This is a genomic window from Nostoc sp., from assembly GCF_036916575.1.
Lineage (GTDB): Bacteria > Cyanobacteriota > Cyanobacteriia > Cyanobacteriales > Nostocaceae > Nostoc.
In genome coordinates, this window is sequence record NZ_JBALGC010000026.1 from 1 (window position 1) to 20097 (window position 20097).

The 20097-nt window shown below is 45.3% G+C and carries 12 protein-coding genes and 4 pseudogenes; 9 read left to right on the plus strand and 7 right to left on the minus strand.

Going from position 1 to position 20097, the window contains the following annotated elements:
• The 3 genes and pseudogenes from V7L29_RS07065 to V7L29_RS07075 form a co-directional block, all read left to right on the plus strand.
• Positions 1-123, plus strand: a pseudogene (locus V7L29_RS07065) (photosystem II D2 protein (photosystem q(a) protein)); the annotation flags it as partial.
• On the plus strand, positions 107-1498 hold the full coding sequence (psbC, locus tag V7L29_RS07070) for a photosystem II reaction center protein CP43 (protein WP_334691283.1): 1392 nt from the start codon (positions 107-109) through the stop codon (positions 1496-1498). The pseudogene V7L29_RS07065 and the gene psbC, both read left to right, overlap by 17 nt.
• A gap of 121 nt (positions 1499-1619) precedes the next feature.
• Complete coding sequence (locus tag V7L29_RS07075) at positions 1620-3215, plus strand: beta strand repeat-containing protein (protein WP_334734976.1); 1596 nt, start codon at positions 1620-1622, stop codon at positions 3213-3215.
• Between the two features lie 218 nt (positions 3216-3433).
• Here V7L29_RS07075 and V7L29_RS07080 read toward each other — a convergent pair whose 3' ends face one another.
• The 5 genes and pseudogenes from V7L29_RS07080 to V7L29_RS07100 all read right to left on the minus strand — a co-directional run bounded on the left by V7L29_RS07080 (position 3434) and on the right by V7L29_RS07100 (position 11838).
• A complete protein-coding gene (locus V7L29_RS07080; RefSeq protein ID WP_334734977.1) occupies positions 3434-4270 on the minus strand; it encodes an SWIM zinc finger family protein in 837 nt (278 codons plus the stop codon).
• A gap of 169 nt (positions 4271-4439) precedes the next feature.
• Complete coding sequence (locus V7L29_RS07085) at positions 4440-6656, minus strand: tetratricopeptide repeat protein (protein WP_334734978.1); 2217 nt, start codon at positions 6654-6656, stop codon at positions 4440-4442.
• Positions 6657-7116: 460 nt separating this feature from the next.
• Positions 7117-7809 (minus strand): annotated as a pseudogene (locus V7L29_RS07090) (caspase family protein); the annotation flags it as partial.
• Between the two features lie 43 nt (positions 7810-7852).
• Complete coding sequence (locus V7L29_RS07095; protein ID WP_334734979.1) at positions 7853-8182, minus strand: hypothetical protein; 330 nt, start codon at positions 8180-8182, stop codon at positions 7853-7855.
• 197 nt (positions 8183-8379) lie between these two features.
• The gene (locus V7L29_RS07100; RefSeq protein WP_334734980.1) at positions 8380-11838 is read right to left on the minus strand and encodes a DEAD/DEAH box helicase; all 3459 of its coding nucleotides are present in this window, start codon (positions 11836-11838) and stop codon (positions 8380-8382) included.
• Between the two features lie 141 nt (positions 11839-11979).
• Here V7L29_RS07100 and V7L29_RS07105 point away from each other — a divergent pair, with 141 nt between their 5' ends.
• Together V7L29_RS07105 and V7L29_RS07110 are read left to right on the plus strand one after the other, a co-directional pair.
• Complete coding sequence (locus V7L29_RS07105) at positions 11980-12525, plus strand: GNAT family N-acetyltransferase (protein WP_334689307.1); 546 nt, start codon at positions 11980-11982, stop codon at positions 12523-12525.
• A gap of 102 nt (positions 12526-12627) precedes the next feature.
• Positions 12628-14784: a polyribonucleotide nucleotidyltransferase gene (locus V7L29_RS07110; protein WP_334689306.1), complete on the plus strand. Its 2157-nt coding sequence runs from the start codon at positions 12628-12630 to the stop codon at positions 14782-14784.
• A gap of 170 nt (positions 14785-14954) precedes the next feature.
• On the opposite strand, the pseudogene V7L29_RS07115 reads toward V7L29_RS07110, so the two are convergent.
• Positions 14955-15170 (minus strand): annotated as a pseudogene (locus V7L29_RS07115) (transposase); the annotation flags it as partial.
• Positions 15171-15358: 188 nt separating this feature from the next.
• Here V7L29_RS07115 and ovoA point away from each other — a divergent pair.
• Both ovoA and V7L29_RS07125 read left to right on the plus strand, forming a co-directional pair.
• Positions 15359-16720 (plus strand): 5-histidylcysteine sulfoxide synthase, encoded by a 1362-nt coding sequence (ovoA, locus tag V7L29_RS07120; protein ID WP_334734981.1) that lies wholly within the window; start codon positions 15359-15361, stop codon positions 16718-16720.
• A 217-nt stretch (positions 16721-16937) separates the two neighbouring features.
• Positions 16938-17045 (plus strand): annotated as a pseudogene (locus V7L29_RS07125) (IS982 family transposase); the annotation flags it as partial.
• A 722-nt stretch (positions 17046-17767) separates the two neighbouring features.
• Here V7L29_RS07125 and V7L29_RS07130 read toward each other — a convergent pair.
• Entirely contained in the window at positions 17768-18883 is a 1116-nt protein-coding gene (locus V7L29_RS07130) for a carboxylate-amine ligase (RefSeq protein ID WP_334734982.1), read from the minus strand.
• 389 nt (positions 18884-19272) lie between these two features.
• On the opposite strand from V7L29_RS07130, the gene V7L29_RS07135 reads away from it, so the two are divergent.
• Positions 19273-19512 carry a hypothetical protein gene (locus V7L29_RS07135; RefSeq protein ID WP_334734983.1) on the plus strand — a complete coding sequence of 80 codons (240 nt, stop codon included), beginning with the start codon at positions 19273-19275 and terminating at the stop codon, positions 19510-19512.
• A gap of 57 nt (positions 19513-19569) precedes the next feature.
• Positions 19570-19725, plus strand: a complete 156-nt coding sequence (locus V7L29_RS07140) for a hypothetical protein (protein ID WP_334689301.1) — start codon at positions 19570-19572, stop codon at positions 19723-19725.
• Positions 19726-20097: the final 372 nt, after the last annotated feature.

The following is a 20097-nucleotide window of genomic DNA, read 5'->3' on the forward strand; positions in this document are numbered from 1 at the left end:
ACCTTCTATACCAAAAACATTTTGCTGAATGAGGGTATCCGCGCTTGGATGGCTCCTCAAGATCAACCCCACGAACAATTTGTATTCCCTGAGGAGGTATTACCACGTGGTAACGCTCTCTAATAGACCAAATATTTTAGGCGGCGCTGGACGCGACCAAGAATCCACTGGGTTTGCCTGGTGGTCTGGTAACGCACGTTTAATCAACCTATCTGGCAAACTACTGGGTGCTCATGTTGCCCACGCTGGTTTGATTGTATTCTGGGCTGGAGCGATGACCTTGTTTGAAGTCGCTCACTTCATTCCTGAAAAGCCCATGTATGAGCAGGGCTTAATCCTGTTACCTCACCTCGCCGCTCAGGGTTGGGGTGTTGGTCCTGGTGGTGAAGTCATTGACACCTTCCCCTACTTTGTTGTCGGTGTACTCCACCTAATTTCCTCAGCTGTCCTTGGCTTTGGCGGTATCTATCATGCCGTCCGTGGTCCAGAAACCTTAGAAGAATACTCTTCTTTCTTTGGCTATGACTGGAAAGACAAGAACAAGATGACCAACATCATCGGGTTTCACCTGATTATTTTGGGATTCGGTGCGCTGCTGTTGGTAGCAAAAGCAATGTTCTTTGGTGGGTTGTATGACACCTGGGCACCAGGTGGTGGTGATGTTCGTATTATTACTAATCCGACATTGAACCCAGCGGTTATCTTCGGTTATTTAATCAAGTCTCCCTTTGGTGGCGAAGGCTGGATTGTCAGCGTCGATAACTTGGAAGATGTGGTCGGTGGTCACATCTGGATTGCCTTTATCTGTATTGCAGGGGGTATTTACCACATTCTTACCAAGCCTTTTGCTTGGTCACGTCGTGCATCCATCTGGTCTGGTGAGGCTTACCTCTCCTACAGCTTGGGCGCTCTTTCCCTGATGGGCTTCATTGCCTCAATTTTTGTTTGGTTCAACAACACCGTTTATCCAAGTGAATTCTTTGGTCCTACTGGTCCAGAAGCTTCTCAAGCTCAGGCTCTAACCTTCTTGATTCGTGACCAACGCTTGGGTGCTAACGTCGGTTCTGCCCAAGGCCCCACTGGTCTAGGTAAATATCTGATGCGCTCTCCCACTGGTGAAATCATCTTCGGTGGTGAAACCATGCGCTTCTGGGATTTCCGCGGCCCTTGGTTGGAGCCTCTACGTGGCCCCAACGGTCTTGATCTGGAAAAAATCAAGAACGATATTCAGCCTTGGCAAGCTCGTCGCGCTGCTGAATACATGACCCATGCTCCTCTGGGTTCTCTGAACTCCGTGGGTGGTGTGGCTACCGAGATTAACTCCTTCAACTACGTATCTCCTCGCGCTTGGTTGGCGACTTCTCACTTCGTACTAGGATTCTTCTTCCTAGTTGGTCACTTATGGCACGCTGGTCGCGCACGGGCAGCTGCTGGTGGTTTTGAGAAAGGAATTAACCGTGATACCGAGCCAGTGATGTTCATGAATGACCTTGACTAGGTTGTAAGGTTTATTTGATCACTGACAACTAAATAATTTAGAGGCTCTTGCGTAAAAGCAAGGGCTTTTTTTATAAGAAAATTAGTAATATATACTAATCTAAATTTAGATAATTTTAATTATGCCTAGATTTACGGTTCCACCCAATTTCACAGGCACTGTTGGTTCCGACACTTTAATTGGGGAAGATTTAAATAAATTTCCAGCAATTGGGATTGATATTTTAACTGGAGGTTTGATTTATACAGGCTTAGGAAAGGACACCATTAAAGGCAACGGCACTGGCGGTAAAGGCCGTGATGGTGCTATTGATAATAACGGCAGCAAAGGCGGTACTGGTATCGGCATCAGCAATAATGGCAATCTGAATGTTGGGTCGTGCGACGACGCTATCATCGGCAAGGGTATTGGGGGTCGTGGAGGCAAGGGTGCGGACGAGTTTTCTAGCGGCGATGGATTTGGGAATGGCACTAGTGGCGGCGATGGCGGTGCAGGGACAGGCATCCTCAACATTGGCATCCTTAATACTGGGTTGGGCAATGACACAATCAGCGGCAATGGCACTGGCGGCAACGGCAATTACGGCGGTGGTCAACTTGATGGTGGCGGCGATGGTGGATTTGGGACTGGCATCAGTAACAGTGGCAGTCTAAATACTGAGGGCGGAAATGACACTATCACTGGCACTGCTATTGGCGGCACTGGTTCTGACGCTCGCTATGGCGGCGATGGTGGATTTGGAACTGGCATCAGTAACACTGGACAACTGGATACCGGAGACGGAAATGACGCGATCACTGGCATCGGTATCAGCGGCATTTTCGGCAAGGAACTTGGACCCGAGTTTCAGGGTGCAGGGACTGGCATCAGCAATAATGGCAATCTGAATACAGGGGACGGAAATGACACAATCACTGGGACTGGGAATGGTGATAAAGGGGACATTTCCGCCTTCGGCGGTACTGGAACTGGCATCACTAACAGTAAGAAACTGGATACCGGAGATGGAGAAGACACGATCATAGGCACTGGCACAGGTATTGGCGGCTTCGACAGTTATGGAACTGGCATCCAGAACATGAAAGGTGCCACCATCACCACAGGGCAGGGCAACGACACAATTACTGGTTCTGGCAACGTTTCAGCTTACTCCAACATCATCGCCTATGGCATCTCCAACAACGGAGTAATTGATACTGGAAATGGTTGTGACATTCTTACCGGACAGGCTACAGCAAAAATTGGTGGTACTGCCTATGGCATCTTCAACGACGGAGTAATTGATACTGGGAATGGTTGTGACATTCTTACCGGACAGGCTACAGCAACAATTGGTGGTACTGCCTATGGCATTTATGGAAAAGGAACTATCAAGACTGGCGATGGCAATGATAAAATTACATCCACCAGTACCATCGATGGAGTTCAACAAAAAGTTACTATTGGTGGCGGTATCGGTATTGATCTAGGCACTGGAAATGACTACTTCAAAGGGTTTGGTACTGGGACTTTGGATGGTGGAAAAGGTTTTGACACCTTAGACCTCAGTGCTTTCAATCGCTCTGAACTCACTTTTTCTGGTGTAATTTCGGGCAATGCCCTAAACCCAGCTAACATCAGCTTCAATAACAATGGAAATGTTATTACACTGTCCACAACAGGCTTTGAGAATTTTATCTTTGCAGATGCCTCTTTGTCCTACAGCACTTTGGTCTGAGAGCATGTTTGAAAAGTCCTTTTGTTGGTAGCAAAACATTTTAGATCCTTCTAGATCTCCCTTAAAAAGGAGGACTTTGAAATATTTTCCCACCTTTTTAAGGGAGGTTAGGGGGGATCAATGAGTGCTAATAATCACAGCTAACCACTTTTCAAACACCCTCTGAAACTAAAATTACAACAATCTCACAAAAAATAATTACGAATTACGAATTAGTATCAACTTTCTCCCACATTCATTGCTGCTAAAAAAGCTTTCTGGCTCACATCTCTGTAAACTGTATTCAAAGACTTCATTACCACATCACTCGAAGTTGAATTTACTGTATTTTCCTCTTCCTTCGCTAGGGGAATTGCTCCTAATACATCTAATACCGTCTCGCTTGTGGACGGCGCAATCACTACCAATGATGACTCTAGTGGCTCATTGTATTGCCAGAAAGAGTCAATTTTTACCAAGTATTTGTTATTAGGAATTGACTGTTGAATATCGGGCGTTTCTGTGGTCTTAGGTTGAATTTTAGCACTGCGTAATTGACGTAAATCGCTGATAATTTGCTCTTTGGTACGTCCGCGCAATTGAAAGAGTACAAAGGGGTCTTCACTGAAGCGATCGCCTAACTGATAGTACAGGGCACCAATATGTTTACAGGGATTTGCTTTATCAGGACAAGAGCATTTACTCTGGACATCACCAAGGGTAAATGGAAATATCGAAAGACCATTAGCCGTGAAAACTTCTTCTATATTTTGTGGCATTTCTCCTGCTAGTAGCTTGGCAGCAAAAATTGCCCTGTGAGACATGGTTTCAATTACATAACCCCACTGTTCATCGCTAAAAGGTTCAAGGGAAAGGGAAACTTTATAAGGTTCGACTTCACTACCTTGCACCCTAGCTAATACTTTTGCACCTTTAAATTCGATGCTGAGAACATTTCCTTGACGAGCATAGTTTCTCGCACGTTCTAAACGCTTTTTAAAGCGGTAAGAATCTAGCAAATCTAGCCATTGTTGTGACCACCATTCGCGGCTTGCTTGTAATGTGTAATTAGTCATAATCAATTCAAAATTAAAAATTATGGAATGGATGGGTTGATCTCATTTTGTGACAGTTACCTCAGACTATAGCGTTTATAGTTGGGAGCATATCAGTTTCGCAGATATACACTTACAAATTTGAAATCTTGAACTACACAGGGACGTAAAACCTTAAATTAATTACGAATTATTCCATCCCCGCCTTGCGGCGCAACCGTTCAACCAATTGGTGCGTCCAATCCAATCTCTTATCGCGCAGACGCTCCCGGATTTCCAGGGCAGACTGTGCTAACGGTAGCGCCTCTGTGTAGCGTTCCTCCTCCTCTAGAACTCGCGCCAGCCCCGCTTTAGCACTAGCCACCAAGCTTTGCCGTCCCACTTTCTGTGCTAGGGCTAACTCACGCTCGTACCAAAGGCGGGCTTCTGAAGGGTGATCGCGCTTAAGGGCTAGATTTCCCAAGTTGCCCCAATAAATTGCTTGTCCTTCTTTATGTCCTTGTTTTTCTTGTATCGCCAATGCTTGCTTGTAGTAAAACTCGGCGCGATCGTATTGTCCCTGCGATTGCGCAACTCCTCCTAGATCGTTGAGGGCGATCGCCTCACGTTCTTCCTCTCCCAACTCTCGGTAAATTGCTAACGCCTCCTGAAACAGCCGCTCCGCCTCTGCCCAGTCCTGGCGTTGCTCTGTAATTAATCCTTGCAGACGAATTGCAAGAGCCTTGTCCTGACGATTGCCGCCCCGCTCCATCGCCTCCGCCATCTGAGCCGCCCAACTTGCTGCCCGATCTGTCTCCCCCCGATTGTAGTAAATCCAGGCAACAGAATAGGCACCCCAACCAGCATCGCTCCACTGACCCAGCGCCTTTCCCGCCTGATATCGCCACTCACCCAGGCGCATCCACTCATCCCAGTAGCCTCGAAACAAGAGGAAGTTATACAAAGCTTTTTCCAAATCGACGAGCATCTGGGCAGCTTGTTGGTCTTTCAATTCATCGGGAATACCCGCCATCTCCCGCAGGGTTGTAGCCACGCCCTCTAGATTCTGCCACTCGGCTTCCAGCTTGTCATGGGTTTTGTAGGCATCTTTGTCATAACCCCCGTACTTCTGGGCAAAGTCTACCCAGTAGCGCAAAACTTTGCTTTGGGCAGCAGAGTCAAACCGGATTCCACTCGCTAGAGGTGCAGTCCCAATGGTATCCGTTCCGCCCACAGCTGCCCGGACATAGGTGCGGGTGAGGGGGTGCAGGCCAAACCGTTCTCCATCCAACTCATTTACCAAAGATAGTGTTACCAACTGCTCTAAAGAAACTTGGATCTCGGTGATGGCTAAATCCGTAGCATCTGCCAATGCTGCGGTTTTTGCTGGTGTCAGGAATATAACCAAGGCAGATAACACTGTGCAATCAATTCCACAGAGAGTTTGGGCAGCATCGGCAAACAGAAACCCGTAGAGATCGGAGGATTTGGCGGCATTCCGCAATCGTTCTAGGGCAACAGTTATGGAGTAGCCTTTGTGTGCCACCTGTCCCAATGTCCAATCCAGCGCTAGGGGATTGCCACCAGACGCTTCATATAAAGCGGTTAATATCTCTGGCTTCGTTGCATTTAGTTCCTGGGCTAGATGGGGGTACTTGCTTCCCTTCTCCCGCATTAACTCCAAAGCTTCTGCCTCCAAAAGACGATCTAAGCGGATAGTGAGGGCGCTTTCGCCAGTGCGACGGCGGCTGGTGATGATGGCTTTGTTGGGGGTGGGCAGTTTCCGCACAAACTCGGCAATCATATCGCGTTCTTCTGCATTCAGGGTTTCCAAGTTGTCCCAAATCAACAGGGTACGCCTTCCCCGCAGGGCATCTAGAAGGGCGCGGCGGCGTTCTGTGGCATCAGTCATTTTCACAATATCTGTCTGTCCCAACCCCTTGGCAAATTCCCGGCAGAAGCTATCGAGAGAAGACAGGGCGAGGGTTTCTTGCCGCACTCCCTCAGTTGAGAGCCAGGTAGTCTTGGCAGAAACAAACAGATAGGCATCAAACAAGGCTTTCTTACGGGCAAGGTGTGCTACCTCCAGTGCTAACGCCGTTTTGCCCATGCCACCAATACCATCGATCGCCACACCCCAACCGCGTTCCTCTGGTGACAGTGCCTCCAAACAACGGGCGATTTCTTGTTTCCGTCCCACAAACACATCGTTATAGCGAGGCAGGTTATCAGGCACACTTTCCGGGCGTTGTCCCTGTAACTGGCTTAATCGCGCCTCTAGGCTAGTGACTTCTTTTTGTTTTTCCTCCAGTTCGATCTGCAAATCTACTGGAACTCGAATCCCAAAAGTAGCTTTTTCCTCCTCTAATATCTGGAGGGCGCGACGAGCGCGGTTGAGAGTTCGCTGTAGTGCTTCTTGATTATCCATAAGGTTATATAAAAAATAAATCTAAGGGATTTTCAAATAAAAAAATATCTAATTAATGCTTGTCGGATAAGCTCTCTAGTCTGTCCGAGTTCCAGGGGGGCAAGATGCTCTGAAGTTCTGTTCGCCGTCAGCCGACGCTTAGACTTCTCTCCACCTCACAAGATTGTATGATTTTTTCAAGGTATCCCCAGAACTCGGAAGTTCGTGCTCGGAACTCGGAAGTTCGTGCTCGGAACTCGGAAGTTTGTGCTTAGAACTCGAAACTTGGTGTTCAGAACTCGGAAGTTCGTGCTCAGAACTCGAAAGTTCATTCTTAGAACTCGGAAGTTCGTTCTCGGAACTCGGAAGTTCGTGCTCAGAACTCGGGAGTTCGTGTTCGGAACTCGAAACTTGGTGTTCAGAACTCAAAACTTGGTGTTCGAAACTCGGAACGAGAAAAATCATTGTCGGCTATATTTGCTTAATCTAATCCTGTTCTTTTATGCCGGGACTCTAACTCAATTACCTGGCGGCGTTTCTCTTCTAATTCAATCTGCAAATCCACTGGAATACGAATTCCAAAGGAAGCAGCTTGTTCTTCCAAAAATGCTAACGCTCGTTTTGCTCTTGCTAGTGCAGGTGTTACCACTTCTTGATCAGTCATAATTTTGTGCAAGTCCAAAATTGGGGTTGAATTTGGCAGTCCCTTCCCTCCCCGCAGCATGGCAATAGGAAAATCTTCCATCGCCGTATCAAAAAATGGGGTTTGTTCTGCCTGACGTAAGGTTCTAGCACTCTCTGGCACGGTTTTACCCAAATGATTGATCAGGTTTGAGAGCATGACTTTGGAATCCCCTGGTTGATTAGCCGCTCCTCGCAATGCCTCAATTAGATGATAAGTATAGAGACTCATGCTTCCATCAGGACGTATCCAAGAAACCTGATTGCCCCTGGAGGACGTAAACACCGCCCGTCCTTCGCCCTGCTTGAGCGCATCAATCACCCCCTTGGGCAATGCCGTAGCAATAAAGTCAGCAGGTAGTTCTCCCTTAGCAGTAGCCATACCTTCTGCGTGGCAACTATCAATTACTACCCACAACCGCTTTGCTTGAATCAGCCGCAGGGCTTCTGTAAATTCTTGGGCAGACAGAGCGGTGTTAGCAATGTCTGTGGAATTGAAGTCATGTTGAAGTAGATAATAGCACTGACTTGATAAGTCAAAGCACCCATGCCCAAGAGTAAAAAACTACAATTGTTGCATCTTTATCAACAGCAGCTTTTTTCTTTAACCACGTTAATCCATCCAAAATTGCGCTGCGCGTTGTCTGCTGATTCTGCAATAAGCGAATATGTTCGGAATCATCCAGATAGGCACACAAGTTTGGGTCAATTAGCACTGTTTTCAGGGCTTGCACATCTTTAACTGTCACAGGCAATGAATATCGGGATTCGGCTGTTGTGCCAACCCCAATTAACAACGCATAACCGTGGGCAAAGTGGTTCGACATGATGGCAGAGACAAAAGAAGAAGGTGTGATATTTGTCACTAATATCGCACATTTAATCTAGCGGTTCATCGCGTTAATTATCAGGGGGTTGAGAAACGAACCGCAAAGGAAGAAAAATGAAGAATGAGTTTACCCATTATATTTAATGTGACAGACCAGATGTCACATTAAATATAAGAGCTTTGTAGTGGGTGGCTTTAGCCCTTAATTCAAGAACTAAAGTCCTTACTACAAACTTATTCTGCATCATCGTCAATTACTGCACTGCGGTCAAGGATTAGTAAGTTGCGAAGTTGGTCTGTATCTAGTTCAGTCAACCATTCTTCACCAGCACCCACAACTTGTTCAGCCAATTGTTTTTTACTTTCAATCATGTCATGAATTTTTTCTTCTAAAGTGCCAGTACAAACAAATTTATGTACTTGCACATTGCGGGTTTGACCAATCCGAAATACTCTATCTGTGGCTTGATTTTCTACGGCTGGATTCCACCATCTATCAAAGTGGAATACATGATTTGCTCGTGTTAAATTCAGTCCTACACCACCTGCTTTCAGAGAAAGAATCATAATTGGTGGGCCTTGCGGATCGTGTTGGAAACGGTCGATCATTTCCTCTCGTTGTTTTTTACTGGTGCTGCCATATAAAAAGAATATTTCTCGACCTAGCTGTTTTTCTAAATAAGGTTTAAGTAACTTACCCCATTCAGCAAATTGTGTAAAGATTAGAGCATGGTCGCTTTCTGCTAAAACTTCTTCTAACATTTCTTCTAGCCGCAGAAGTTTGGCTGAGTTATGTTGCTCTAATGTCGCCTGTTTCAAATATTGGGCTGGGTGATTGCAGATTTGTTTTAGTTTAATCAGTAAAGCCAAAATCATCCCCCGACGTTGCAATCCTTCAGCAGATTCAATCTCTACTAAAGATTGTTCTACAACTTGTTGATAAAGTGCGGCTTGTTCACCAGTCAGACCGCAAAATACGGTCATTTCTTGCTTATCTGGTAAGTCTTGAATGATGTCGCGATCACTTTTCAATCGCCGCAGTATAAATGGTTGAACTAATGAACGTAATTGACTCAAAGAAGCCGTATCACCATACTTTTCAATTGGCATGGCAAACCGCCGCTGGAAAAATTGTCGATTGCCTAAATATCCTGGATTCAGAAAATCTAAAATAGACCAGAGTTCTTGCAGCCTATTTTCTACTGGTGTCCCCGTCAACGCTATCCGAAACGTTGCTTCTAATTGCCGCACTGCTTTTGACTGCTTTGCCTCTGGATTTTTCACATTCTGGGCTTCATCTAAAACAATTATCTGCCAAGAGACACTTTGCAATGACTTAATATCTCTATGCAGAAGTGAATAACTGGTAACGATTAAATCGTGATTTTTCACTGCTTCTAAAAACGCTTTACCTTTTGGGCGTTTGTCACCGTGATATTGCAAAATTTTCAGGCTTGGTGCAAATTTATTGACTTCCCTTTCCCAGTTGCCTAAAACAGAAGTTGGACAAACTAGTAGAGTTGGATTTTCGAGTGCATCCTGTTCTTTAAGATGTAGAAGAAAAGCGATGAACTGGATAGTTTTACCCAATCCCATATCGTCTGCCAGACATGCGCCTAAGCCCCAACGTTCCAAGAAGGACAGCCAAGCAGCGCCTCGTTCTTGATAAGGTCGCAGCTGTCCTTGAAAGCCTGTTGGTGTGGGCAAAGGTGCAATCGCCTGGTTATTTGTTAGCGCCCCAATCAACTCTTGCAATGCCCCAGATGCCTCAAAGCTGACCACTGGTAATTTTTCAATTACCTGGGTATCCCCTGTACTGAAACGCAAGGCATCTTCCAAGGAAAGCGCCATTTGGTCTTTGCGAGTGGTAAAAAAAGTTTGGGCTGTCTTGATATCTTGGGGCCGCAATTCCACCCACTCCCCGTTAATTTTCACCAACGGACTATTTAAAGCCACAAGTCTATCAAACTCAGCTTTGGAAATAGTTTGTCCACCAATTGCCAATTGCCATTGGAAATTTAGTAAACTTTGTAACCCTAAGCGCCCCTGCTTTTTCTTTGGGGTTTCGGCAGTAATTTTCAAACCCAAACGGTTCGCCCATCCTTCACGGTTAGCTAAACTGGGAGGCAAAATTACTCCCAAACCACTGTCTTCCAACCTCCAAGCTACAGCCTTGATAAACTCGTATGCTTGGATGGGGTTAAGACGAGAAGATTGGGGATATTCGGTTTCAAAACTAGGTGCGATCGCTGGATATAATCGGGAAGCTAGCCCTAAACCTCGCAAAAATGTTTCTTGTGGTTGCTCAATTGTCCGATTTTCATAAACCAATTGTTCAACTGGATTGTTCCAAATAGTTGCCGCATCCACCAAAAACTCAGGATCGTCAGCCGCTTGGAGGAAATACGCCAATGTCCACTCTGTTTCGCCGGACTCTGGAGAACGCAGTTGAAAACAGGTACGAAATAGAGTTTTAAGAGTTAATTGGGATTGTAGCGGCATAGTCCAGGCTCTCAGTGCCGCTTCCAGCCGTTCCACTTCCATTGCATCTGCGTTGACTGTACCAGATGCACTAGTTAAAGCTTGTAACCACTGTTGCACCGCAGCTGGTAAAGATGTGTAGGCGTAGCCCGTTGTAGACATCGCTTTAGCTTCCATTGGCGGTTGGAAACCTACCATTCCTCGCACTTGGGCATCTATCGTACTGTTAAGAAAACTCAGTAACAATTCTTGAGGTTCGGTTGGAAAGTCTACATAGATTGGGCATTGAGTATAGTTATTTTCCTTGTCCCCTTGTCCTCCGAAGTTTGGATGCCTACGGCGGGCTACGCCAACGGATAGCGCAGCCTCTTCTCGACGAGAGGCTATGCCAACGAGTCCGCGAGCGTCGGAAGCCTCCGCTCTAACTTCTCTGGTTGTCCCCTTGTCCTCCTTGTCTCCCCCCACTTTCCACTCCCCACTCCCCACTTCCTCTTGATAAGTACGACAAACTAACGGCATATCCGCAGAAAATTTTTCTAAGCGGGTTCCATCTACAGCACTGTCTAGAAGTACTTGCCATTTAGCAGCAAACACACCATCTGATTGTCTGTCAATTCTTGGTAAAAACTTACACCGCGAGATTAAATCTAAACTCCAGCGGGCAACTTGCGACCAAAAACGTAAATCTCCTCCTAAAAATGCATCTTCCCCTTTAGCAGCATTTAGAGGAATAGCAGCGAGAAATTTTACCGCTTCGTTAGGGTTAAGACAAAAACCCTCAACTAGCCACGGTTGCAAATATTGCGGGGAGTCTGTGTCTAGTCCCAAGCTGGCAGAATGTACGGGGAAAATCGCAGATGTTCCCTCTGCACTGTCTTCGGGGATATAAGTTGGTAGGGCAATGATTTGCGAATACGTTGGTAAACTGATGTCATTGGTACTGGCGGATTTACGTGTTCGCCCAGTAGTAACAATGGCTTTGCCCGCCGCAGGCATCGCAACTTGAGATTTTTGGATGAAGTTAGTAATCGGCATCTTCTGGGAAACTAACCACTCACTCAACTCCACTGATGTCATTGCCAAGGGATGTAGTGGTATATCTCCAGATCCACTAGTATCGAAATTTATTCGTGGTGATCGCCAAGTTTCTCCCCAAATAAATAAGCAACCATTTTGATTTTCTAGTAACCAATTTCCGTGTAAAATCGCCATTTGCTAACTACTCAGATTTTCGCAAAATTCCAGAATTAAAATTGCCAATATTCTACTTTTTAGATTTTTTCCAGAATATTTTTCCGGCAAATGTTGCATATAATAAATATTTCAGCAATCAATCCGCATAAACATTATTAAATGGATTTTCCCCTTGTTCAAGTTTTAAAAAGCGGGATAATAGTTGAACTAGATTATATGCATCCTCAAGAACAGGAGGTTGTAAGAGCATTACTCAATGTTTTCTTGATTGAAGGTAGAACTTATCCCCAAAAGCAACCTCTATCTCAGGCAGAATTTTCAGCTTACTGGTTGAGTAAAGATGCCTTTGTTGTCAGAGCATCTGTTCAGGATGCTACACACAAGCCACAAGAAATATTAGGGGCATTTTATTTAAAGCCAAACTTTCCCGGTCGGTGTAGCCATATTTGCAACGCTGGTTTTATTGTACAACCTGGATTACGCGGTCAGGGGATAGGGCGGTTCATGGGAGAGGCTATGCTCTTGATAGCAGCAAACCTGGGCTACGAAGCAGTAATGTTCAATTTGGTCTTTGAAACTAATATACCTTCAATTACACTTTGGCAGTCGTTAGGATTTGAGATTATTGGGCGCATTCCGCGTGCGGTGAAGCTAGAGAATGAACAGGTGGTAGACGCGCTAATGATGTATCGTGCTTTGGGTTGAACGACAAGTCTTATCTTTGTATGTATTAGAAGTCAGTCATAAGGCATAAATGTTAGGATTGCCACAGAAAGAGAATAGCGAAAGAGAAGGAAAAAAAACTGAATGGCAGAAGTTGACAAGTCAATATCCTTCGATGGAAGGGATATTCGACTGAAAGTAGGCTTACTAGCTCCCCAGGCTGGTGGGTCGGTTTTGATAGAATCAGGGGACACATCCGTTTTAGTGACGGCTACGCGATCGCAAGCCAGAGAAGGCATTGATTTTCTTCCCCTGACAGTAGATTATGAAGAAAGGCTATATGCCGCTGGTAGGATTCCCGGAGGGATCATGCGACGGGAAGGTCGCCCACCAGAAAAAACAATTCTCACCAGTCGTCTTATAGACCGTCCGATGCGTCCCCTGTTTCCCTCATGGCTACGGGATGACCTGCAAATTATTGCCTTAACGCTGTCGATGGATGAGTTAGTACCACCCGATGTGCTAGCAGTTACAGGCGCTTCCATCGCTACCCTAATTGCCCAGATTCCTTTTAATGGGCCAATGGCAGCAGTGCGGGTTGGTTTAGTGGGAGATGATTTCATTATTAACCCCACCTATGGAGAAATTGAAGCTGGAGACTTGGATCTGGTAGTAGCAGGTTCACCGCATGGCGTGATCATGGTAGAGGCGGGAGCCAATCAGTTGCCAGAGCGAGATATTATTGAGGCGATTGATTTTGGTTATGAAGCAGTGCGAGACTTAATCAAAGCGCAGCAAGATTTAGTAGCAGAACTGGGACTACAACTGGTGCAAGAAGCACCACCAGAAGTAGACCAAACTCTGGAAAATTATATCCGCGATCGCGCTAGCGGCGATATTAAGAAAATCCTGTCTCAATTTAATTTCACCAAACCCGAACGCGATGCAGCTTTAGATGTCGTCAAGGATGAAATTGCCACGACGATCACCGAACTGCCAGAAGAAGACCCAATTCGAGTTGCCGCAACTGCAAATAGCAAGGCACTTGGTAACACTTTTAAGGATATTATCAAATACTTCATGCGGCGGCAAATCATCGAAGATAATGTTCGCGTTGATGGTCGTAAACTCGATGAAGTGCGTCCTGTTTCTTGTTTAGTTGATGTCTTACCAAAGCGAGTCCACGGCAGCGGTTTATTTAACCGCGGACTAACTCAGGTATTATCCACTTGTACTTTGGGTACACCGGGGGATGCCCAAAACCTCAACGATGACATGCAGCTAGATCAACATAAACGTTACCTGCATCATTACAACTTTCCGCCTTTCTCAGTCGGGGAAACCAAGCCAATGCGTGCCCCAGGAAGGCGCGAAATTGGTCACGGCGCATTAGCAGAGCGATCGCTCCTACCTGTATTACCGTCAAAAGAACAATTTCCCTACGTGATTCGCATCGTATCGGAAGTACTTTCCTCTAACGGTTCCACCTCAATGGGTTCGGTGTGCGGTTCCACCCTAGCCCTAATGGATGCTGGTGTGCCAATTCTCAAACCCGTCAGTGGCGCGGCAATGGGGCTGATTAAGGAAGGCGACGAAATGCGAGTCCTGACCGACATTCAGGGTATTGAAGACTTTTTGGGCGATATGGACTTCAAAGTTGCCGGGACGGATGCCGGAATTACCGCCTTGCAAATGGATATGAAAATCTCTGGTCTGTCGTTGGAAGTTATTTCTCAAGCTGTTCACCAAGCCAAATCAGCTCGGTTGCACATTCTGGAGAAAATGCTTGCCTGTATTAACGGGCCGCGGACTGAAACTTCACCCTATGCCCCACGTCTGTTAACAATCAAGATTGATTCAGACATGATTGGTCTGGTCATCGGGCCTGGAGGCAAGACTATTAAGGGGATTACAGAGGAGACTGGTGCGAAAATTGACATCGAAGATGATGGCACGGTGACAATTTCCGCTGTAGATGAGAACAAGGCCAAGAAAGCCAAGAACATCATCCAAGGCATGACCCGCAAGCTGCACGAAGGCGATGTCTATGCAGGACGCATCACTCGGATTATACCAATAGGTGCATTTGTGGAATTTCTGCCTGGAAAAGAAGGGATGATCCACATCTCACAACTTGCTGACTACCGCGTTGGCAAAGTAGAGGATGAAGTAGCGGTGGGCGATGAAGTGATTATCAAAGTGCGCGAAATTGATAACAAAGGTCGAATTAATCTCACCCGCTTGGGTATCCACCCAGATCAAGCAGCAGCAGCACGAGAAGCTGCGGCGGTGAATCGGTAACTCGATTTGGGATTTTAGATAAGATAAAATCTAAAATCCGCGATGCCTACTGTGAAGGCATCGCCGGATGTTTCTCTAATTATGAGCCGAAGACTGAAGTCGCGGCTATATGAACAAAGCCTGCCTACCCTGCGGGAACGCTAAGAGCGAACGCAGGCTGGATGCAATTATTAGATAATTTCCCAGTCGGGGATGAGAGATTTTTGTTGATGGTGAATCACTTGGTTACAAATGTAATTTGCTGTCTGCTCAATGAGATGATGACTGACTGTAAATGCCTCGTAACCACCTTGCCATTTAAAAAATTCCTGGGGTTTGATTTCATGAATAATCAAATGGGAAGAACTACCTTTGGCTTTTTGCATTAATTTAGATAATTCAACGCTAATTTATTATTTATATTATTCTGGCAACACGTAGTTGAAGTATTTTAAAATACATTATTTGTCTATTTACAAATTGAGCAGATTGCCCGATCATGACGACACAAGAGAAAATGTGATCAAAAACACTTTTTCTTGTAATCAGTCATAATTTATGTAATTTGTGCAATTAATCTCCTGTCAAAAATATCATGGCTTTAGTTTCAACGATAAATAAACTGACATCAACTCAAGTCCCCACACTCAATGATTGCAGTTCACAAAGCCTGCTCAACTACTTTCAAAATTCTTGGGAACTTGAAGAAACACTCATGAAAAGTTTGATCGGGGAAGAAACTTTTTATCTTAACCCCGATCCTTTAAGAAACCGTCTAATTTTTTATCTTGGTCACTCAGCTGTTTTTTTCATCAATAAATTAATTGGCGTTGGTTTAATCAAAGCTCGAATTAATTCACAATACGAAACCCTATTTGAAATCGGAGTTAATCCAGAAACACCTACAGAACTCGATGCAGCTATGCAAGGGGTTAGCTGGCCTGATGTAGAAAAAGTTTGGCAATATCGAGACAAGGCGCGAGAGGCGATCGCCAAGGTGATTCAAAATACTTCCCTAGATCTCCCAATTCATCAACAGCATCCCTTCTGGGCTTTGCTGATGGGAATAGAACATAGTCGCATTCACTTTGAAACCTCTTCGATGCTGGTGCGTCAATTGCCTATTGATCGCCTAAAACGTCCCCAAGGCTGGAATTATGCACCTAGCAAGGAGAACATTCCCAAGAATGAAATGCGCTCAATTCCCAGTGGTGTGGTGAAACTAGGAAAACCCAAGGACGATTTTACATTCGGTTGGGATAGCGAATATGGCGATCGCACTGTAGAAGTGAAACCGTTTTTAGCTAGTCAATATTTAATCACTAATGGAGAATATTTGAAATTTGTTGAAGCCGGTGGTTACAACAATCCAAACTACTGGCATAATGAATCTTGGGATTGGAAGCAACTTTACAACGTCCAACATCCCAAATTCTGGATACCTTTCCAGAATGGCTACCGCTATCGAGCCACATTCGACGAAATAGACTTACCCCTAGACTGGCCTGTGGAAGTCAACTACTACGAAGCGATCGCATTTTGTCGTTCTCAAGGCTCAGAAATCCGCTTGATGAGTGAAGCCGAATGGAATCAAGCCTTACTTACCTCTGAGGATAACCACTTATCAACTAAGTATAATCTCAACTTACAATTCATTTCCCCCAGCCCAGTGGGAATGTTCAAACCAGCTAATAGTTCTTGTGGACTTTATGATCTTAGAGGAAATGTCTGGGAATGGCTGGGAGACACTTTCAACGCTCTACCAGGATTTGAACCTCATCCGCTTTACGAAGATCAAGCAGCACCCTTTTTTGATGGTAAACATCAGATGATGCTCGGCGGTTCTTGGGCTACTAATGGTTCAATGGCATTACCAACCTATCGTAATTGGTTTCGTCCTTACTTTTATCAACACGCTGGTTTTAGAATTGCTCAAGATTTGAAAGCTGTGTCATGAAATGAATAAACTGAATACATTGAATATTAAATATAGCGATCGCAAAATAAACTCAAGACATTTAAAAGCAGATTACTGAGAATGAAACATGAAATTATGTTTATTATTTCCTAAATAAACCAAGTTGCTAGTTATTCACCCCAGAGCTTCGCCCTGGGGTATCGTGCATGGTTACTCAAATAATAAAATCCCCTCCTGCGAGAAAAAAGAGGGGAAGATGCTAAAGAAAATAATTTCGGTCTATGGTATCATCGACGACCTGTTCAAAGCTATCGGACATAATGAAGATAGTCGTCGAGAGATGAGCGATACAGAAATTATTACAGCGGGCTATCAGTTATGTTGCTATTAACATCCTATTTGCTTTTTTGCTTGATAAAAACAGTCTCTAGATATAAAATTAATTCCTCCTATAAGTAGGTGCAAAAATATACTAACCCAGAGCTTTGTGCTGGGATATCGTGCATGGTTACTTAGATAATAAAATCCCCTCCAGTGAGATAAAAACAGGGGAAGATGCTAAACAAAATAATTACGGTCGATGCTATCATCGACGACCTGTTAAAACCTGAGTTCGACGTAAGAAAAAGCCTGAAAACTAAGCAGAATAGAGGTTGTAGCAACATACGACTCTTTGATTTGATTAGGACTTACGCAAAAAACCTCTTAAACTCTTATTCCCACCGAAGTTCTGATACCTACAGCGGGCTACGCCAACGCCGTCAGCCGACGCTCAAACTTCTCTCCGTGTAGCGCCAGTTGCTACCCTACGGGAACGCTAAGAGCGAACAAGTCTCTTAACCTTTTGGCAGTTCCTCATGGGGAGCCAGTGCGTTGGGCGGCTCTGCCGACTTGAAGCAACTGGCGTGGAAACCCCCTCTGAACGACTGCCGACGCTCCTATGTCGCTCTAAGCGTACCCCTGCTCTTAAGCAAGCTAAGCGCAGCGTCTCTAAGAGTTGCTATGCCGTAGGCTTTACGCTGCGCTAACACTAACGCACTGGCTTCTCTGCGTCCTCTGTGGTTCGATTTTCCATTATAGCAACAGTTAAGCAATACCTTTCGCCGTCTGGGCGACGATGAAATCAACTACATCCTCTAGGCGTTCTGTACGCTTGTACACTTCGCGCTGCCGTGTTGCGCCATTCCCATGTTGCATCGTCTGCCGCACAAGCGATGAAATCTCGTCCCAGTCTCCATACTCTTCTAGCGATGGACGTACAAAGGCTAGAAACTTCTCAAGCAACTCCGGCGCCGGAACAGCACGCATTTCTTCAACATCTATCAGTTCTGTATCCAATCCATAGCGTGCAGCACGCCAGTGAGCAGCACGTATAAGTTCGTGGCGCACTGCTGGGAACGGTTCGTCTATTTTTGCTTGCTCGTAACAAGTCCGTGCTAAGGCACGTACCAGTCCCGCAACCATTACCGCTTCGTCTACTGTCATGCATACATCCGTGACACGAAACTCTACTGTTGGGAAATGCTCACAAAGACGTGCATCCCAGTATATCTTTGTCGCCTCCTCTACACTCCCTGTTGCAATTAAAGCTTCTGCAAGCCCTTGATATTCAGCAAGTGACTCAAAAATTAATGGCGGCCCTGATATTGGCCACCTCCCCCAAATTTCCGTGCGGTAACTTGCATATCCTGTATCCATGCCCATCCAAAAAGGCGAGGAAGCGGCTAGCGCCAGAAGGGGTGCTAACCAGATTCGCGCGCGGTTCATGACGCAAACTGCCATCTGACGATCGCTAATCCCAACGTGTACATGACAGCCGAAAATCATTTGTTCGCGGGTAAGTTGCTGATAATCTCGCATCAGCCCAAGGTAGCGTTCTTTTGGCGTAATCTCCTGTTCTGACCACGAAGAGAACGAGTGCGTCCCAGCCGCAGCGATTTGGTTCCCGTCTTTGGCTGCTGCGGCAATTATTTCCCTTCGCAAACGCACAAGTTCTGCTCGTACTTCCGCCAGTGTTTTACAGACGGGTGTGCCAATCTCTATCTGCGAAAGATAAACCTCAGGTTGTACCTGTTCCCTAAGGGCTTTCTTGGCTATCTGTAAAATTTGCTGTTGACGCGAACAAAGCTCACGAGTTACGGGGTTGATAATTTGGTATTCTTCTTCGACACCAATAGTGAAGTCTTCTGTCTGGGATGCCATATAAAATGTCTCTGTAAGGGAGCAACTTTTAATATTAAACGAGGTTTTAGAAAAGCAGACTAAACGCCCCACAAGAGTTGAAACTATAAACCTGCCATCAGTTCAACTTCTAGTTTCGATTTTCGTTCTGGGCAAGTTCAAACAGCCACCTCTGGAGATGTCTATTCCAAAAAGGGCATTTTGAGACAGGCCATGTGAGTTCATTTTAATTATGCTCCTGAATTGTATGCTTGATTCAGTTTGGTGGCTAACTCTTTTATCGTTTAGTTGTTGGGCGCTCGGCACAGCGTAGCACCAGCATCGCTTGCGACAGTTGCGTAAGTCCTGTTGCAATTAGTAGCTCTTGTCCGTACAAATATATTTTTGCTGCTGCTTACAAATGCTTACAGATGCTCCCGAATACCTACCTACTTAATAGTGTTACAACTGAACTTCGCGTAAAAATCACTAAACCTTCTCAAACCCGTCCTTTACTTCGGCTGGTCAAAACTCCCGAAAAGTTACAACAAGCTGTTACGAGCGCAGCCCAAGAAAAACTCTTCCCGACTGCGTCCGACTTTGCCAAAGCAGTGCAGCAAGTCGCACCAACAACCAAACGCCTCACAAAAAAGGAAGAAAATCAAACATAATTGTGTAATTCTGTCACTGTTTCATCACCAGAGCACTCTCATTATGGGGATTCGGGAGTGATTGAGGCAGACGCTCCAAACGTTTGGCAGCAGATTGTTACCTTCAGCGATGACGAGAGGCTGTTGATTAACAACACCGATTTGGATGCCGCGAGTGTCCCATTCCCCAGAGAGCGGAACCATACACCAGAATATACTGAAGCGATCGCTTGATAATACTTGATTGAAGAAATTGATACAGCGTATTGCAGGTAAATGAAGTACACGGGTAGGGGCACAACATATTGTGCCCCTATGATAATCTGTACCTCACCTTGGCGTAGCCCAAAGTAGAGAAGTTGCAATCTGCTGTAAATTATTCTTATTTTAATTGCAAAAACTGAAATTAAAATAACCAAAAATTTTACCACAAAATATTTATGCAAGAGTTCTTATAACTTTTTGTGGTACATCTGCTGTTTCAGGATTAAGAGGGTTTGGTCTTGCTCATGAGTCAGAAATACCCTTAAACGCGCACCCATATTTTAGTTTTCTCCAATATCGTTGCCAAAAAAAGAGTACCAAAAGGTAGGGCTGTCGTAGTAG

Coding starts and splice junctions, on each gene's coding strand:
- V7L29_RS07130 (WP_334734982.1), bottom strand. CDS start 18,883: ATGGCATCCCAGACAGAAGACTTCACTATTGGTGTCGAAGAAGAATAC.
- V7L29_RS07080 (WP_334734977.1), bottom strand. CDS start 4,270: ATGACTAATTACACATTACAAGCAAGCCGCGAATGGTGGTCACAACAA.
- V7L29_RS07110 (WP_334689306.1), top strand. CDS start 12,628: ATGGCAGAAGTTGACAAGTCAATATCCTTCGATGGAAGGGATATTCGA.
- V7L29_RS07135 (WP_334734983.1), top strand. CDS start 19,273: ATGCTCCCGAATACCTACCTACTTAATAGTGTTACAACTGAACTTCGC.
- ovoA (WP_334734981.1), top strand. CDS start 15,359: ATGGCTTTAGTTTCAACGATAAATAAACTGACATCAACTCAAGTCCCC.
- V7L29_RS07085 (WP_334734978.1), bottom strand. CDS start 6,656: ATGGATAATCAAGAAGCACTACAGCGAACTCTCAACCGCGCTCGTCGC.
- V7L29_RS07100 (WP_334734980.1), bottom strand. CDS start 11,838: ATGGCGATTTTACACGGAAATTGGTTACTAGAAAATCAAAATGGTTGC.
- V7L29_RS07075 (WP_334734976.1), top strand. CDS start 1,620: ATGCCTAGATTTACGGTTCCACCCAATTTCACAGGCACTGTTGGTTCC.
- V7L29_RS07105 (WP_334689307.1), top strand. CDS start 11,980: ATGGATTTTCCCCTTGTTCAAGTTTTAAAAAGCGGGATAATAGTTGAA.